The organism is Streptomyces sp. NPDC020489, from assembly GCF_044386545.1.
Lineage (GTDB): Bacteria > Actinomycetota > Actinomycetes > Streptomycetales > Streptomycetaceae > Streptomyces.
In genome coordinates, this window is the sequence record NZ_JBIRUZ010000008.1 from 376,077 (window position 1) to 393,328 (window position 17,252).

Consider the following 17,252-nt stretch of genomic DNA (forward strand, 5'->3'; position numbering starts at 1 on the left):
GGACAACGGGCGGAGGTCGTGGATGGTGCCGCGTTCTCCCGACGAATTGCGCGAACCGTGATCACGCGCTCACACAAAGCTCGCACGGAGGAAAAGGATGGCATTCCCGCGCGACCCCCGAGCAGAATCGGCCGATGGAACCCGTCACGCTCATCACCGGCCGCCTGGTTCTGCGCGCGGTCGGCCCCGATGACACCGACGCCGTGCTCGCGGCCGCCCAGGACCCCGAGACACAGCGCTGGATCCCCCAGTTCCCCTCGCCCTATCTCCCCGAGCACGCACGGGCCTTCACGGAACAGTTCGCCCCGGACGGCTGGGCGAACGACTCCATGTTCACCTTCGGCGTCTTCCTCCCCGCCGGCGACCTGACCGGCATGCTCGGCATCACCATGCACTCCCTCGGCGTCGCGGAGGTCGGCTTCTGGGCCGCGAAGGAGCACCGCGGCAACGGCTACATCACCGAGGCCACCACCACAGCCGCCCGCTGGGCCTTCACCGCCCTGCGCGTCGACCGCCTCGAATGGCGCGCGGAAGTCGGCAACACCGCCTCCCGCGCGGTCGCCGAACGCGCCGGCTTCACCATCGAGGGCACCCTGCGCTCCGCGCTCAACAACAAGGGCGTACGACGAGACTGCTGGGTGGGCTCCCTGCTCCCCTCGGACCTGGGCCTGCCGTCGACGGCCCCCTACTTGCCGGCCCACCCGCCCAGCGTCTGAAGGAGGGGGCGGGTAGCGCGCCAGGACGCCGGCGACGCCCCCACGGGTGCCACTCGCCCCCCAAGCCCCCCACCCCACCCCCATTGTCAGTCCCACCTCCTATCGTGCGGAGACATGACGACCCCGCGCCCCACGACCGCCCTCTCCGCAGACGAGGCCCGCCGCATCGCCCTCCGCGCCCAGGGCTTCCTCGGCACCCCCGACCGCAAGGCCGGCGTCCGCGGCATCCTCCGCCACCTCGGCGCGGTCCAGCTCGACACCATCTCCGTCCTGGCCCGCTCCCACGAACTGATCCCGTACGCCCGCCTCGGAGCGGTGGGCCGCAGGACCGTCGAGGACGCGTACTGGACGGCCGGGTCCGCCGACGCGCCCGCGACACGCCCCCACGCCTTCGAGTACTGGTCCCACGCCGCCTGCATCCTCCCCATCGAGGAGTGGCCGCACTTCGCCTTCCGCCGCCGCGCCTACCGCAGCCGCCCGCACTGGAACCACGCCCTCCCGGACGGCACCTACGACCAGGTCATCAAGCAGCTCCGAACCGAAGGCCCGCTCACCGCCACGGAGTTGGGCGGCGCGAAGAGGACCAGCGAGTGGTGGGACTGGTCCGGCACGAAGGTCGCCGTGGAGCGCGCGCTCATGTACGGCGAGGTGGTCTGCGTGGAGCGCCGCGGCTGGAAGCGCGTCTACGACCTTGCCGAACGCGCCATCCCCGGGGACCTGCTGCACGACGAGTTGGACGACGCCGAGTGCCTGCGCCGACTCGTCCGCCTCGCCGGCCGGTCCCTCGGCGTCGGCACCCGCGCGGACATCGCCGACTACCACCGCCTCAAGGGCGAGCAGGTCGACTCGGTGATCGCCGACTCGGGTCTGGTCCCGGTCACGGTCGAGGGCTGGTCCAAGCCGGCCTGGGCCGACCCGGCGGCCCTGGAGACACCTCCGCGCGGCCGCCACCGTACGACCCTGCTGTCGCCCTTCGACTCCCTGATCTGGGAACGGGCGCGCACCGAGCGGATCTTCGGCTTCACCCACCGCCTGGAGGCCTACGTCCCCAAGCCGAAGCGGGTCTACGGCTACTTCGCGATGCCCGTGCTGTCCGGCGGCCACCTCGTCGGCCGCGTGGACCCGGCGCGCGAGGGCGGCACCCTGGTCGCCAAGCAGGTGACCCTGGACGGGCCGAAGGCGGTCCCCGCGGTGGCCCAGGCCCTGGCCGAGGCGGCGAGCTGGGTCAACTGCACGGACGTACGGGTGGAACGGGTGGACGCACCCGGACTGCGCGAACCCCTGATCCGGGAGCTAGCGAATCTCTAGGATCTTCTCCCGCATCGCGTAGACCACGGCCTCCATCCTGGAGTGCAGCTGGAGCTTCTCCAGGATGTTGCGCACATGGTTCTTCACGGTGTTCTCGGAGATGAACAACTCCTTGGCGATATCGCGGTTGTTCATACCGGTGGCGACGAGTTTGAGAACCTCCAGCTCCCGGTCCGTCAGCCGCGGCGCGGGAACGAGTCGGCGCTCGTCCGTCCGCTGGATCATCGACTTGAACTCGGTGAGCAGTTTCGACGCCATGGACGGACTGATCTGCGACTGTCCGTCGGCCACCGCGCGAATGGCGGTGGCCACCTCGTCCGTGGAGATCTCTTTCAGCAGATAACCGGTCGCGCCCGCTTTGATCGCCTCGTAGAGATCGGCCTCTTCATCGCTGATCGTCAGCATGATGATCTTGGCGCTGGGGGCCACCTCCTTGATGGAGGTGCACGCCTCGATCCCGCCGCGCTTGGGCATCCGCACGTCCATCAGGACGATGTCGGGCAGCAGGTCGGCGGCCTTGTCGACGGCTTCCGCGCCGTCGCCCGCCTCCCCCACGACCTGGATGTCCTCCTCGGCCGCGAGCACGATCTCCAGTCCCCGACGGAAGAGGGCGTGGTCGTCCACGACCAGGACACGGATCGGCTCCTTGCGTGGTGAGCCCGCGTCCGGCCCCATGGCGACGACGCCGTCGCCGGCACCCTCGTCACGCATCGGTCCGAAGCTATCCGCCATCGTTCCTCCCCCTGAAGGCTGTGGCTGGTCCTGTGCCATCGCCAACCCAAGGCAACGGCCCACCGGTTGGACCGTTGCGGCCATGATTCCATGCCCGGACGACAGCGCGGTGACCAAGCGGGGCGCCAAGTGGTCGCACACCGGTGCCCCTGGGGGCGCACACGCGCTCCAGGGGCACCGGCTCAGCCGTCAGCCGGTCCGTCAGCCACCCAACGTGTCCCCGGCCGCCGGGGGTTGCGCCTGGGCGACCATCGGGTCGGTGTTGAGGTGGATGACGCCGTAGTCGTAGGCGTGCCGCCGGTAGACGACACTCGGCTCCTTGGTCTCGGAGTCGACGAACAGATAGAAGTCGTGTCCGACCAGCTCCATCTCGTACAGAGCCTGGTCGAGAGTCATCGGGGAGGCGACGTGGGTCTTCTCGCGGACGACGAGGGGGCCTTCGCCCTTCACTTCCAGCGAGCCGATCTTCTTGGTGGGGATGCCGTCCGGCTCTTCGTCATGGACGGGGCTGCCGTCCACGTTGAGGGTCGCCGCGTCCGGGACGTGGTCGGGAACCTCGGCCGCCGTGAGCCGGCGGGCGCCACGACGGGAGAAGCGCTTGTCGTGCTGCTTGCGCAGCCGGGCCTCCAGCTTTTCCGCCGCCAGGTCGAGCGCCGCGTACGGATCGCTTGCCGCCGCCTCCGCCCGGATCACCGGACCGCGGGAGCGGAGCGTGATCTCCACTCGGTCACTGCGGTCGGCCTGTCGGGGGTTCGGCTCCTTGGACACCTCGACGTCGAGGCTGATCACCTTGCCGTCGAGCTTCTGGATCTTCTCCAGCTTCAGCTTCTCGGCCACGTGCTTGCGGAACCGCTCGGGCACCTCTGTCTTGCGGCCCTTGACGACGATGTCCACGCAGAACTCCGTTCCCGGATCGCTCCGCTCCACTGGGCGGAGCATCTCCCTTTTGCACCAGGTTCCGGTGAGCCCCGGAACCTCGGACTCGGTGACTTCCACCTCCTCCCCCGTGGGCAGGGTCTCCACTCCACCGGGACGGGTGATGGTGAAAACCCGGGGCGCGGCAATCCGATATGAGAGGTGTGGCCTGCGCCTTTCCTCACAACCGAACATATCTCGCCCGGACGGATGTCGTCACCCTCTACTGCGGCGTACCTCCGTTCAGGTGAATTGGTCCTCTCATTACCTGCAACGATGCAAGTTCGCAGTCAGTTCCGGTTTATTTCGAACGCATCTGGTGATGCCGCGACCACGGCCGCGCAGATGATGTCACCAGCGCGAGAGGTCCGCATCCTTGCGATCCCAGTACCCATCTCTGCCCCCGTTGATCGCCTCGTCCGTCTCCCAGTGCCTTCCCGAGCCGCCGTGTCGTACACGGGTGTTGCGGCTGAGCTGTCAGCGAACGAGCCACCGCCCTGCCGCCCGCACCCGTCTCCGCCCGGCACCCGCACGGCCCGCCCCGGACCGAGCCCCACCTCCCCCGCCCCAGTCGCACGCGCCGCCGACCCCGCCTCCCCCGCCGCAGCCGCCCGCACCGCACGCGCCGCCTCCGCCAGGGACGCGCCGGTCGTCATCAGGTCGTCGACCAGCACGACCGGTCCAGCGAGCAGCAACCGCCCACCGCCCGGGACGACCCCCAGTGCCCCGGTGAGATTCGCCAGCCGCTCCCGTGCGTCGAGCCCCGTCTGGTCCGCGACGCCGCGCCGCTGCCGCAGCACCCCGACCACCCGCGCCGGCACCCCGCAGCGCCGCAGCTCCCCCGCCGCCGCCAGCGCGATCCGCCGAGCCGGGTCATGCCCCCGGGCCGCCACCGCCCGCCGCGCGGACGGCACGGGAACGAGCAGCACGGCCTCGCCCTCCACAGGGCCGGGCACGCCCCGACCCGAGCCCTTCGGCGAAACGCCCACACGCCCCGCCAAGGCACTCTCCGGCACCCGGCCACCAGCTGCCGCCGGACCACCCGCCCACCCCGTCACAGAGCCCGCCAGGCCCCCGCTACCAGGAAGGACACGGTCCGCCGCCCACGCCGGCCCCGCCGCCTCTCGATCACCCCCCGCCCACGCCGCCTCCCGCAGCCCCACCCGCACGGCCCTCGCCAGGGCCACGCCGAGCGGTGCCGCCAGGGCCAGCGCGCCCCGTTCCTTGTGCGCGAGCAGCACGGCCCGCACCTCGTCGGCGTACCGGGCAGCCGCATGCACCACCGGCAGCCCCGCCGGCTCCGGCTCCGGTCGCACCCGGCACGGCACGGACCCGCTCAGGACGGCACGGCACTCCGGACAGAGCACCGCGCGCGGCCTTCCACAGCCACCGCACTCGGCCGGCAGCACCAGATCGGTCAGGTCCTGCCACCACCCCCGCATGCCCACCACTGTGCCAACGCCCGCCCCACCCGGCCACCCCTGTGGACAACGCCCTGTGGACAACCCCACAGCCCGCCAGAGCCGATACGCACCGGGCCCCGGACCACCGGGGACAGGCAACCAGGCCACCCGGACAGTCAGCCGGACCACCCGGCACAGGCAACCGGACCACCCGGGACAGACAGGCCGACCACCCGACACAGTCCGACCCGACCACCCCGCACAGGCCGACCCGACTACCCGGGATAAACCGGCGCCGTCCCGTCCTTGACGATCTGCTGCCACTTCGACCCGGACGAGAGCCGGACGATGCCGTCCTCCTCCGTGTAGGCCACCAGCGGCAGTTCCTCGTCCTCGGAGGAGGCGAGGGCCTTCACACCCGTCAGCGCGGCGGGCGCCGCCCCCACCGGCGTGGAGCCGTCGACCTGGACGTACGCCATCTGCTGCACGCCGCCCTTCTCGCGCCCCACCACCACGAGCCGGCTGTCCCCGGCCCACGACATGGCGGTGACCTCCACCAACTGCGGGGTCACCGAGCGGGGTTCGACCACCGCGACGGGCTTCTCCCCGCTCGCCTTGTCACCCCGCTCGATCCGCCCGACGTAGAGGGACTGTTCACCGTCCTTCTCCACGATGAGTGCGATCCGCACCCCGTCGGCGGCCATCCGCACCGCGTCGATGCGACCGTCGAGCCCGGCGGTGTCGACCTCCACGGGGTCGCCCGCACCGTTCTTCAGCAGCAGCAGCCGGGGGCGCTTCGGGTCGCGGTCGGCCACCCACAGGTCGCCCTCGCCGTCCCAACTGGGTGTGGTGAGGCGGTCGTTCTCCGTCTTGCCGTCGCTGTGCACGACCGGATCGCCGAGCGAGGCCCCCGACACCAGCGACCCGACGTACAGGTCGCTGCCGTCGGCGGAGACCCCGGCCGCCTTGCGCTCGTCGCGGGACACCGCGGCGGACCGCAGTTCCGTGTCGCCCTCGCCGAGCGCGCCCGGCACCGGCGCGGGCTCCGTGCCCTCACCCTGGCTGGCCAGCCGGACGAGCCGGTGCTTCGCGTCGATGAAGTACTGGTACTCGTTCTTCGCGACCGCGTGCACGACCGTGTTCTCGGCGTCGCTCCCGCCGAAGGGCGCGCACAGCTGCGTGCCGTCGGAACCCTTCAGTTCGACCGAGGTCACTCCGGTGGGCGTCAGATCCCGCAGCGTGAACAGGAGTTGGGCAGCCATCTCGCGGCACTTCTGCAGACCGACCCGGTCGGACTTCACGTTGAGCGGCACGGTCAGCTGGTTCTGGTCGTCGGGCGCCAACCGCGTGACGTCCTTGCGCAGCTTCGTACCGGTGGGGAAGCTCGACCTGACCACCGGGTTCAGCCAACGTGAGGGCCCGGCGAGCAGCAGACTCACCGTCTGCGTCAACGGGTCGACCTTCTTGCGCACATAGACGGGGTCGGCGACCGCCACCGGCTGACCGTTCGCCTCGGACGGCGTGTTCGAGGCGAAGTAGTACCGGTTGACCGACGTGTAGTTGCGCAGGAAGTCGGACTTGCCCATGACCACGCCCGGCGGCACGTCGTCGATGCGCCACTGCTTGGACTTCTTCTCCCGCACCAGGTGCAGCGTCTTGATGTACGCGCCGTCGGCGGGCGCGTACGCCTGCTGTGCGTCCACGGCGGCGACCTTCTTGCCGGTCAGCGTGAACTCGGCGTCACCGGCCTCCACCCCGCCGCTGGAGATCCGCTCGGAGTCCGGCCCCACCGCGAGCACCGTGAGGGACGCCTCGGGCCGCCACGCGCGGGCGGCCTGTGTCGTCAGGTACTTGCGCGCCGTCTCGAAATCGGGGTCGTCGCTGGTCAGCGCCTCGAGGAAGCCGTCCACGATCTCCGGGGCCTCGGCGTTCTCGCGGGGCGGCAGCGCGAAGACCCGCACCTGCGACTCCTGTCGCGGCGTGGACTCCACCCCGCGCAGATCCCCGTGGTCCGGCATCGAGGCACACCCCGCCAGCAGTACGGCGCCACACGCCATCGACAGCACCGCGCGTACCGGCGTCCGCCACCGACCGCCCCTCACCCGGTCAGCGCCCACGGCTGCTTGCCTCCCCCTGCTTGTTCCGGTCCTCCGGAGCGGCATTGCGTGCCTCCGTGGGCGCCTGATCCGCGGCGCCCGTGTCGTCCGCCGACCGCGCTCCTCCGGTGGGCCGCGGCACCACGCGCGCGCCGTTGCCGGGCAGCGCCGTCGGATCCGCGGTCGCGGCAGGCAGCCGCGGCGTGAGCGGCGCCGGCTCGTTCGACGTCTGCACCGGCACCGTGGCGCGCTTCTCGCCGTCCCCCGCGCGCGGCAGGCCGGCGTCGTCGAGTCCACGATTGCGACGCGAGTCCTTGGGCTCCAGCGGTATGGGCGAGCCCCGCAGCGGCTCGTCCGCCGTCCTGGGCAGCGTCAGCCGGAACTGCGAGCCGCCACCCGGCTCGCCCCACGCCTGGAGCCAGCCGCCGTGCAGCCGCGCGTCCTCCAGGGCGATGGACAGCCCCAGACCCGTACCCCCGGTGGTACGCGCGCGTGCCGGGTCCGCCCGCCAGAACCGGCTGAAGACCCGGGTCGCCTCACCGGGCTTGAGCCCTACGCCGTAGTCGCGCACCGCGACCGCGACGGCCCCGCCCGCCGAGGCCAGCTTGACCACGACGTCCTTGCCCTCGCCGTGCTCCACCGCGTTGACGACCAGATTGCGCAGCACCCGCTCCACCCGCCGGGCATCGGCCTCGGCCACCACGGGCTGCTGGTCGCCGACGAGCCGTATCCGCGTGCCCTTGCGCTCGGCGAGCGGCGCCGCGCCGCTGACGACCCGGTGCACGACCACCCGCAGATCGATCGGCTCCGCCTCCAGCGCCGCCGCACCCGCGTCGAACCGGCTGATCTCCAGCAGGTCGGCGAGCAACGACTCGAACCGGTCCAGCTGGTCGGCGAGCAACTCCGCCGACCGCGCGGTCACCGGATCGAAGTCCTCCCGCGCGTCATGGATGACGTCCGCCGCCATCCGTACGGTCGTCAGCGGCGTCCGCAGCTCGTGCGACACGTCCGACACGAACCGCCGCTGCATCCGTGACAGGTCCTCCAGCTGCTGGATCTTCAGCTGGAGGTTCTGCGCCATCTTGTTGAAGGCCTCACCGAGCCGGGCGATGTCGTCCTCACCGGTGACCTTCATCCGTTCCTGGAGCCGCCCCGCGGACAGCCGCTCGGCGATCCCGGCCGCCATCCGCACCGGCGTGACGACCTGCCGCACCACCAGCCAGGCGATGGCCCCGACGAGGACGACGACGAACAGCCCGGCGGTCGCCAGCGTCCCCTTGACGAGGCTCAGCGACTTCTCCTCCTGGGTGAGCGGGAAAACGTAGTAGAGCTGGTACGGGTTGCCGTTGGGGTCGTCGACCTGCTTGCCGATGATGAGCGCGGGCTGCGACTCCACGTCCTGGTCGGTGTACCGGACGCGGGTGTAGCTCTGGGCCGCCTGCATGCTGGAGTCGACGCGGTCGCGCAGGTTCTGCGGGACGCTCTCCGTCGGCTCGACCCCGCCGGAGGCCCGCGGACCGCGCCCGCCGCTGTCGTCACCGGCGGCGGGCAGCGTGATGACGTCGAAGGCGCCCTGGCCACCGCTGGAGAGGGACTCCACGAGGTCACCCATCCAGGGGATGACGTTCTGGTTGGACCGGCCGTCCTCGCCCGCCGCGTCCTCCGCGCCGGCGCTCATCGCGGTGTCGGCCTTCTGGCTGGCCGCCGCGAAACCCCCGGTGGCCTGGCTCTGCGAGGCCTTCACCTTGGCGTCCAGCAGCCCGTTGCGCACCTGCCCGATGACGACGAACCCGAGCAGCAGCACCACGCCCAGGGACATCAGCAGCGTGGTGGCGACGACCTTGAGCTGGATGTTGCGCCGCCACAGCCGCATGACCGGCAGCAGCGGTCGGCGCACCCAGCGCATGAACAGCCTGAGGACCGGGCTGCCCTGGACTCCGCCCTCCAGCAGCCCGCCCTCGAACAGACGCCTCCAGCGGGAGTCCGACGCCTTCCGGCCGACAGGCCGCTTCGCACGGGCCCCGGTCCGCCCGGGCGACGAAGCGGCACTGTCTCCGGACATGTCAGCTGGGTCCTGCCTTGTATCCCACACCACGGACGGTCACCACGATCTCCGGCCGCTCCGGGTCCTTCTCGACCTTGGAGCGCAGCCGCTGCACATGCACATTGACCAGGCGGGTGTCCGCGGCATGCCGGTAACCCCACACCTGTTCGAGGAGCACCTCTCGGGTGAACACCTGCCAGGGCTTGCGCGCCAGCGCGACCAGCAGGTCGAACTCCAGCGGCGTCAGCGCGATCGACTGCCCGTCCCGCTTCACGGAGTGACCGGCCACGTCGATGACGAGATCGCCTATGGCCAGCTGCTCGGGTGCCGGCTCCTCCGACCTCCGCAGCCGTGCCCGGATCCGGGCGACGAGCTCCTTCGGCTTGAACGGCTTCACGATGTAGTCGTCCGCGCCCGACTCCAGGCCCACGACGACATCGACGGTGTCGCTCTTGGCCGTGAGCATCACGATCGGCACGCCCGACTCCGCCCTGATCAGGCGGCACACCTCGATCCCGTCCCGGCCCGGCAGCATCAGATCCAGGAGCACCAGGTCGGGTTTGGTCTCACGGAATGCGGCCAGCGCCTTGTCACCGTCGGCTACGAAAGACGGCTCAAAACCTTCACCACGCAGCACAATGCCGAGCATCTCGGCCAGTGCGGTGTCGTCGTCGACGACAAGGACTCGTCCCTTCATAACCGACATCATCCCATTCTCATAACAGTGACAGAGGCGCTGGTGAGCAGGGTCACTGGCCCGTGACGATAGTCGTACTCGGCCGTCACTGTCTGCCCCCGTCCGGCGACGTCGATGTCTCGACGGATGTCGCTACCCAGCGTAGGCGCACCCTCACCCCGAGGTCGGCCGTCCGCCCTCCCGGCGGCGGCGCCGACCGCGGTGCCGCGCCGGCACCGCGGCAGGCGACGTCTGCCCGTCCAGGAGCGTTCCGCCCGGGCGGGACGTCGCCTGCCGTGGCGCTAGCCGATCGACACCTGCCGCGACCTCGCGCACAGCTCCGCCAACCCCTCGGCCGTCACCGGCGAGACCACACCCTCCTCCGTGACGATCGCCGTGATCAGCTCGGGCGGCGTCACGTCGAACGCCGGGTTGTACGCCTGCGTCCCCAAGGGCGCCACCGGCAAGCCACCGCCGGCTCCCGTCACCGGCACCTGCGGCGCGGCGACCTCCGTCACCTCGTACCCGGGGCGCTGCTCGACCTCGATGGACGCCCCATCCGGCGTGCCCGGGTCCACCGACGTCAGCGGTGCCACCACGATGAACGGCACATGGTGGTACCGCGCCAGCACCGCGAGCGGATAGCTGCCCACCTTGTTCGCCACCGACCCGTCGGCCGCGATCCGGTCCGCCCCGATCAGCACCGCGTCCACCTCCCCCGCCGCGAACAGCGAACCCGCCGCGTTGTCGGTGAGCAACGTGTACGCCATCCCGTTGCGCGCCGCCTCGTACGCCGTCAGGCGAGCGCCTTGCAGCAGCGGACGCGTCTCGTCCACCCACAGTCGCCGCAGCCGCCCGACCCGATGCGCCGCGAGCGCCACCGCGAACGCCGTCCCCTCGCCACCCGACACCAGCGCGCCGGTGTTGCAGTGCGTGAGAATCCGGTGCCCGCCACCCGGCAGCAACTCGTCGAGCAGCATCAGCCCGCACTCCGCCATCCGCGCACTGGCCTCGGCGTCCTCCCGGTGCAGGGCCCGGGCCGCGTCCAGCGCCGCCAGCGCCGCCTGCCCCGGGTCCCCGCTCGTGGCGAGCGCGGCCCGGTACGCGGCATGCGCCCGGCGCACACCGACCGACAGGTTCACCGCGGTGGGCCTGGCCCCCTCGAGCGCGGCCGCCGCGTCGTCGACGTCGAACCCCCGCGCGGCGGCGAGCGCGACGCCGTACGCCCCCGCGATGCCGAGCACCGGCGCCCCGCGCACGGCGAGCGAACTGATCGCCTCCACCAGCGCGGGCGCGTCCGTACAGACCAGCTCGACCTCCTCGGCCGGCAGCCTTGTCTGGTCCAGAAGGACCACGACAGGACCTTCGGGTGGCTCTTCCCAACGGATCGTCGGTATCTCGATCGGCCTGCTGTCCTCGCCGGTTTGCGCGTACTGATCAGCCATGCGGTCAGTGTGCCCGTTATCCGGCGGACAATTGAAGGTGTGCCGCCGATACCTCGCCCGGTCCCCGGCGGACCACCCCATGGCACGATGGCTGCCAACCTGCCGCCGCGCCCGCGGACGGGCACCGTGAAGGAGCGACGATGAACGACACTCCGGGCTGGGCCTCGCCCGGATCTGCCCCGTCCGACGGGCAGGAGCCCGGTGCGTCCGGCCCTGCCGAACCGGCGGACCACCCCGGCCCCACGGACCAGCCCGGCACGGACCCGGAGGGCGCCGGCTCGAAGTGGTCCAAGGAGCAGCCGCCCCCCGCCCAGTGGTCCGCCCCCACCGGCCCGGCGAACCCCGGCCAGACCCCGCCACCACCACCGCCACAGTCCGGCCCGACCTGGGGCGCCCCCGGCGGCGGCCACAACGGATACGGCGGGTACGGCGGGTACGGCGGTCAGGGTGCCCCCGGCGGCTGGGGAAGCGGCTGGGGCGGTCCCCCGCCCGCGGCCAAGCCCGGTGTCATCCCGCTCCGCCCGCTCGGCGTGGGCGAGATCCTCGACGGCGCGGTCTCCACCATGCGCACCTACTGGCGCACGGTCCTGGGCATCTCCCTGACCGTCGCGGTCGTCACCCAGACCCTCGTCATCCTCCTCCAGGGCCTGGTCCTCGACGACCTCGACACCGCCGCCCCGGGCGCCGACGCCACCCCCGACGAGCTGGCGCGCGCCCTGGGCGACACCCTGCTCAGCTCCAGCGTCATCTTCCTGATCTCGCTGATCGGCACGATCGCCGCGACCGCCCTGCTCACGACGGTCACCAGCCGCGCCGTCCTCGGCAAGTCGGTCACCACCGGTGAGGCCTGGCGCGACGCCCGTCCGCAGGTGCCCAAGCTGTTCGGCCTGATCTTCCTGCTGATCGTCATCGCCTTCGCGATCGTCACCGCCGGCGTCCTGCCGGGCCTCCTCGTCGGCCTCGCGGGATCGGGCGACGCCGGAGCCGGCCTCGCGGTCCTGGGCGGCCTGGCAGCCGGCGTCGTCGCCCTGTGGCTCATGATCCGCTTCTCGCTGGCCTCGCCCGCGCTGATGCTGGAGAAGCAGGGCATCGTCAAGTCGCTGACCCGGTCCGCGAAGCTGGTCCGCGGCTCCTGGTGGCGCGTCTTCGGCATCCAGCTGCTCGCCACGGTCATCGCCAACGTCGTGGCCTCGATCGTGGTCATCCCCTTCACCTTCCTCGCCGCGGCGCTGGACGGCGAGGGCGTCACCGGCCTGCTCGACACCAGCAGCGACCTGGGCTGGACCTACCTCATCGTCAGCGGCATCGGCTCGGTCATCGGCGCCATGATCACCTTCCCGATCACCGCCGGGGTCACCGTGCTCCTCTACATCGACCAGCGCATCCGCCGCGAGGCCCTCGACCTCGACCTGGCCCGCGCGGCCGGCGTCCAGGACCACGGCTCCGGCGCCCCCGGCGCCGCCGCCGGAGGCTGATGCCGTGAGTCCGACGGGGGGAGTTCTCACATCGGTACCGCTGCTGCCGCACACGGTCGTGCGCGCCGGCAACGCCTTCGCACTGGCCCGCTCCGAGGCCGAGCCACCGGTGACCGTCCCACGCGACCCCGCGCGCGAGGCGGCCCGACGCGAGCTGTCCAAGGGCATGTACCACGAGAACGACCCCAGTTGGTTCCAGCGCGCCCTCGACGCCTTCTGGGACTGGGTCGGCGACCTGTTCGGCACCGCCGCCACCGCGACACCCGGGGGCGCGCTCGGCCTGGTCGTCATCGTCGTGGCGGTCCTCGCGGTCCTGGGCGCCCTGTGGTGGCGCCTGGGCACCCCGCGCCGCGAACCCGCCTCCACCGCCGCCCTGTTCGACGACCGCCCCCGCAGCGCCGCCGAACACCGCGCGGCCGCCGAGGCGCACGCCGCCCAGGGCCACTGGAACCAGGCCGTCCAGGAACGCATGCGAGCCATCGTCCGCTCCCTGGAGGAGCGCGCCCTGCTCGACATCCGCGCCGGCCGCACCGCCGACGAGGCAGCCGCCGAAGCCGCCCGCGCCCTGCCCTCCCACACGGACCGGCTGCTCGCCGCCGCCCGCGACTTCGACGACGTCACGTACGGCGGCCGCAAGGCCGGACAGCAGGCGTACCAGCACATGGCCGACCTCGACCGCGCCCTGGAACGCAGCAAGCCGCAGCTCACCAGCAGCACCCTTAGCACGGCCCCCAACGCCCGCCAGGGAGCCGCCGAATGACCACCGAGGCCACGCTCCCGTCCACCTCGGCCTCGCCCACCGCCCGCCAGGTGTGGACCCGCACCCGAGGCATCGCGCTCGCCCTCGTGCTCCTCCTGGCGGCCGCGATCACGATCGCGGTCATCCGCTCCGACTCCCGCCACGGCAACCTCGACCCGCGCTCCGCCGACCCTCTCGGCAGCCGCGCCGTCGCGGAACTCCTCGCCGACCGCGGAGTGTCCACACGCGTGGTCACCACCCTGAGCGAGGCCCGCTCCGCAGCCGGCCCCGACACCACCCTCCTGGTCGCCCTGCCCGACCTGCTGACCCACCGCCAGCAGTCCCGGCTGCACTCCACGACCACCGGCTCCGGCGGCCGTACCGTACTCGTTGCCCCCGGCAGCGCGTCCGTCGGCCGGCTCGCCCCCGACGTCACAGCGGACCCCGCCACCAGCACCGGCTCCACGCTCGACCCCGACTGCGCCCTCCCCGCAGCCCGCCGCGCGGGCCCCGCCGACACCGGCGGCATCCGCTACACCACCACCCACCTCGACGCCGACGCCTGCTACCCCAGCGAGCGCCTCGCCACCCTGCTGCGCGTCCCGGCGACCGGGGGCGGCGACACCGTCGTCCTCGGCGCGCCCGACATCCTGCGCAACGACCGCCTCGACGAGCAGGGCAACGCCTCCCTCGCCCTCCAACTCCTCGGCTCCCGCCCCCATCTCGTCTGGTACCTCCCCTCGCTCTCCGACGCGCCGGCCGCCACCGACGACGAACGCGGCTTCTTCGACCTGCTCCCCCCGGGCTGGCGCTGGGGCACCCTGCAACTCTTCGTCGCCGCGGCCCTGGCCGCCCTCTGGCGGGCCCGCCGACTCGGCCCCCTCGTGCCCGAGAACCTCCCCGTGGCGATCCGCGCCTCCGAGACCGTCGAAGGCCGCGCCCGCCTCTACCGCAAAGCCCACGCCCGCGACCGCGCGGCCGCCGCTCTCCGCTCCACCACCCGCACCCGCCTCGCCCCCCTCGTAGGCGTCCCCGTCGCCCAGGCGCACGCGCCCGAAGCCCTGCTCCCCGCCCTGTCCACCCACCTCCGAGGCGATGGACAGCCCCTGCACACCCTCCTCTTCGGCCCGCCGCCGCACGACGACACAGCCCTCGTCCAGCTCGCCGACCAACTCGACGCCCTCGAAAGAGAGGTACGCCGTCCATGATGGCCCCGACCACTGACAACGCCGGGAACCCCGGGAACCCGGACACCGCCCGGGCCTCCCTGGAAGCCCTGCGCGCCGAGATCGCCAAAGCCGTGGTCGGCCAGGACCCCGCCGTGACCGGTCTGGTCGTCGCCCTCCTCTGCCGCGGACATGTACTCCTGGAAGGAGTCCCCGGGGTCGCCAAGACGCTGCTCGTCCGCGCCCTCGCATCCGCACTCGAACTCGACACCAAACGCGTCCAGTTCACCCCCGACCTCATGCCGAGCGACGTGACGGGCTCCCTCGTCTACGACACCCGCTCCGCCGAGTTCTCCTTCCAGCCCGGCCCGGTCTTCACCAACCTCCTCCTCGCGGACGAGATCAACAGGACACCCCCCAAGACCCAGTCGTCCCTCCTCGAAGCCATGGAGGAACGCCAGGTCACCGTCGACGGCACCCCCCGCCCGCTCCCGGACCCCTTCCTGGTCGCCGCGACCCAGAACCCGGTCGAGTACGAGGGCACGTACCCCCTCCCGGAAGCCCAGCTGGACCGTTTCCTCCTCAAACTCACCATCCCTTTGCCCTCCCGACAGGACGAGATCGACGTCCTCACCCGCCACGCCGAGGGCTTCAACCCCCGCGACCTCCACGCCGCCGGCCTACGCCCGGTCGCGGGCCCCGCAGACCTCGAAGCCGCCCGCGCAGCGGTCGCCAAGACGACCATCTCCCCCGAGATCACGGCCTACGTCGTCGACATCTGCCGCGCCACCCGCGAATCCCCGTCCCTCACCCTCGGCGTCTCCCCGCGCGGCGCCACGGCCCTCCTGGCCACCTCGCGCGCGTGGGCATGGCTGACCGGCCGCGACTACGTCATCCCCGACGACGTGAAGGCCCTCGCGCTGCCGACCCTCCGCCACCGCGTACAACTCCGCCCGGAGGCCGAGATGGAGGGCGTGACGGCCGACTCCGTCATCCACGCCATCCTCGCCCACGTCCCCGTCCCCCGCTGATGGCACTCACCGGCCGCGCCGCACTCCTCGCGGCCCTGGGCTCCCTCCCCGTCGGCCTCTGGGACCCCAGCCTGACGGGCCTCCTCGCCGTGAACGCCCCCCTCGCCCTCGCCTGCGCCTGCGACTTCACCCTCGCGGCCCCCGTACGCCGCCTGGGCCTGACCCGCTCAGGCGACACCTCCGTACGCCTCGGCGAGACAGCCGACGTCACCCTGACCGTCACCAACCCGTCCAACCGCCCGCTCCGAGCCCACCTCCGCGACGCCTGGCCCCCCAGCAGCTGGCCCGCGGGCACGGAGACAGCGGCCTCCCGCCACCGCCTCACGGTCCCCGCGGGCGAACGCCGTCGCCTCACCACGCGCCTACGCCCCACCCGCCGAGGCGACCGCCAGGCCGACCGCGTCACCGTCCGCTCCTACGGCCCCCTCGGCCTCTTCTCCCGCCAGGGCACCCACCACGTCCCCTGGACGGTCCGCGTCCTGCCCCCCTTCACCAGCCGCAAGCACCTCCCCGCCAAGCTCGCCCGACTGCGTGAACTCGACGGCCGCACCAGCGTGCTCACCCGCGGCGAAGGCACGGAGTTCGACAGCCTGCGCGAATACGTCCCCGGCGACGACACACGCTCCATCGACTGGCGCGCCACAGCCCGCCAGTCGGCGGTCGCCGTACGCACCTGGCGACCGGAACGCGACCGCCACATCCTCATCGTCCTCGACACCGGCCGCACCTCGGCCGGCCGCGTCGACGACGCCCCCCGCCTCGACGCCTCCATGGACGCGGCACTGCTCATGGCCGCACTGGCCTCCCGCGCCGGCGACCGCGTCGACCTCCTGGCCTACGACCGCCGAGTACGCGCCCTGGTCCAGGGCCGCACGGCAAAAGACGTCCTGCCGGCCCTGGTGAACGCGATGGCACCCCTGGAACCGGCACTCGTCGAAACAGACGCACGCGGTCTTACGGCCACCGCACTCAGAACGACCCCACGCCGCTCCCTGATCGTGCTGCTCACCACCCTCGACGCGGCCCCGGTCGAAGAGGGCCTCCTGCCGGTCCTCTCCCAGCTCACCCAGCGCCACACCGTCCTCGTCGCCGCAGTGGCCGACCCTCACATCGCCCGCATGGCGAAAGCGCGCGGAACCACCGACGCCGTCTACGAGGCCGCATCAGCCGCGCAAGCACAAAGCGAACGCCACCGCACCGCGGCACAACTCCGACGCCACGGCGTCACCGTCGTAGACGCAACGCCGGACGAACTGGCCCCGGCCCTTGCGGACGCCTACCTGGCCCTCAAGACAGCGGGACGCCTGTAATCAAGCAGCACCACCGAGGACGGAAGAAGAACTGAATTGCCGTCCAATTTCCCCAGAAACACAAAAAGGCCCACGCCTAATGGCGTGGGCCTTTTTCTAAAATTTGTTCGGCGGTGTCCTACTCTCCCACAGGGTCCCCCCTGCAGTACCATCGGCGCTGTGAGGCTTAGCTTCCGGGTTCGGAATGTAACCGGGC

Annotated in this window: 14 protein-coding genes and 1 rRNA gene; 7 read left to right on the top strand and 8 right to left on the bottom strand. The window is 72.0% G+C overall.

Annotated elements, in window-relative coordinates; genetic code table 11:
• The first annotated feature begins 134 nt into the window (after positions 1–134).
• Positions 135–716, top strand: coding sequence for a GNAT family N-acetyltransferase (locus tag ACH41F_RS23940; protein WP_391236374.1), 582 nt, complete (start codon positions 135–137; stop codon positions 714–716).
• A gap of 114 nt (positions 717–830) precedes the next feature.
• Complete coding sequence (locus ACH41F_RS23945; protein WP_391236377.1) at positions 831–2,024, top strand: DNA glycosylase AlkZ-like family protein; 1,194 nt, start codon at positions 831–833, stop codon at positions 2,022–2,024.
• Here ACH41F_RS23945 and ACH41F_RS23950 read toward each other — a convergent pair.
• The 7 genes from ACH41F_RS23950 to mtnA form a co-directional block, all read right to left on the bottom strand.
• The gene (locus tag ACH41F_RS23950) at positions 2,010–2,756 is read right to left on the bottom strand and encodes a response regulator (protein WP_391236380.1); all 747 of its coding nucleotides are present in this window, start codon (positions 2,754–2,756) and stop codon (positions 2,010–2,012) included. The genes ACH41F_RS23945 and ACH41F_RS23950 overlap by 15 nt on opposite strands.
• Positions 2,757–2,957: 201 nt before the next feature.
• Positions 2,958–3,650, bottom strand: a complete 693-nt coding sequence (gene hpf / locus ACH41F_RS23955; protein ID WP_391236383.1) for a ribosome hibernation-promoting factor, HPF/YfiA family — start codon at positions 3,648–3,650, stop codon at positions 2,958–2,960.
• A gap of 311 nt (positions 3,651–3,961) precedes the next feature.
• The gene (locus ACH41F_RS23960; RefSeq protein WP_391236386.1) at positions 3,962–5,113 is read right to left on the bottom strand and encodes a ComF family protein; all 1,152 of its coding nucleotides are present in this window, start codon (positions 5,111–5,113) and stop codon (positions 3,962–3,964) included.
• A 236-nt stretch (positions 5,114–5,349) separates the two neighbouring features.
• Positions 5,350–7,191, bottom strand: coding sequence for an LpqB family beta-propeller domain-containing protein (locus ACH41F_RS23965; protein ID WP_391236389.1), 1,842 nt, complete (start codon positions 7,189–7,191; stop codon positions 5,350–5,352).
• Positions 7,181–9,232, bottom strand: a complete 2,052-nt coding sequence (mtrB, locus tag ACH41F_RS23970) for an MtrAB system histidine kinase MtrB (RefSeq protein WP_391236392.1) — start codon at positions 9,230–9,232, stop codon at positions 7,181–7,183. Before mtrB ends, ACH41F_RS23965 begins: the two co-directional genes overlap by 11 nt.
• Position 9,233: 1 nt before the next feature.
• Positions 9,234–9,923 carry a two-component system response regulator MtrA gene (mtrA, locus tag ACH41F_RS23975; protein WP_282537543.1) on the bottom strand — a complete coding sequence of 230 codons (690 nt, stop codon included), beginning with the start codon at positions 9,921–9,923 and terminating at the stop codon, positions 9,234–9,236.
• A gap of 269 nt (positions 9,924–10,192) precedes the next feature.
• Entirely contained in the window at positions 10,193–11,335 is a 1,143-nt protein-coding gene (mtnA, locus tag ACH41F_RS23980) for an S-methyl-5-thioribose-1-phosphate isomerase (RefSeq protein ID WP_391236397.1), read from the bottom strand.
• A gap of 140 nt (positions 11,336–11,475) precedes the next feature.
• On the opposite strand from mtnA, the gene ACH41F_RS23985 reads away from it, so the two are divergent.
• From ACH41F_RS23985 to ACH41F_RS24005, 5 genes are read left to right on the top strand one after another with little or no spacing between them, the layout of a single operon-like run.
• Positions 11,476–12,810: a glycerophosphoryl diester phosphodiesterase membrane domain-containing protein gene (locus ACH41F_RS23985; RefSeq protein WP_391236400.1), complete on the top strand. Its 1,335-nt coding sequence runs from the start codon at positions 11,476–11,478 to the stop codon at positions 12,808–12,810.
• Between the two features lie 4 nt (positions 12,811–12,814).
• Positions 12,815–13,570 carry a DUF4129 domain-containing protein gene (locus ACH41F_RS23990; RefSeq protein WP_391236402.1) on the top strand — a complete coding sequence of 252 codons (756 nt, stop codon included), beginning with the start codon at positions 12,815–12,817 and terminating at the stop codon, positions 13,568–13,570.
• The gene (locus ACH41F_RS23995) at positions 13,567–14,757 is read left to right on the top strand and encodes a DUF4350 domain-containing protein (protein WP_391236405.1); all 1,191 of its coding nucleotides are present in this window, start codon (positions 13,567–13,569) and stop codon (positions 14,755–14,757) included. Before ACH41F_RS23990 ends, ACH41F_RS23995 begins: the two co-directional genes overlap by 4 nt.
• Entirely contained in the window at positions 14,757–15,746 is a 990-nt protein-coding gene (locus ACH41F_RS24000) for an AAA family ATPase (RefSeq protein ID WP_391236408.1), read from the top strand. Before ACH41F_RS23995 ends, ACH41F_RS24000 begins: the two co-directional genes overlap by 1 nt.
• Positions 15,746–17,056, top strand: a complete 1,311-nt coding sequence (locus ACH41F_RS24005; RefSeq protein WP_391236410.1) for a DUF58 domain-containing protein — start codon at positions 15,746–15,748, stop codon at positions 17,054–17,056. The genes ACH41F_RS24000 and ACH41F_RS24005 overlap by 1 nt, the downstream gene beginning before the upstream one ends.
• A 105-nt stretch (positions 17,057–17,161) precedes the next feature.
• Here the strand turns inward: ACH41F_RS24005 and rrf are convergent.
• A 5S ribosomal RNA gene (gene rrf / locus ACH41F_RS24010) occupies positions 17,162–17,252 on the bottom strand; the annotation flags it as partial.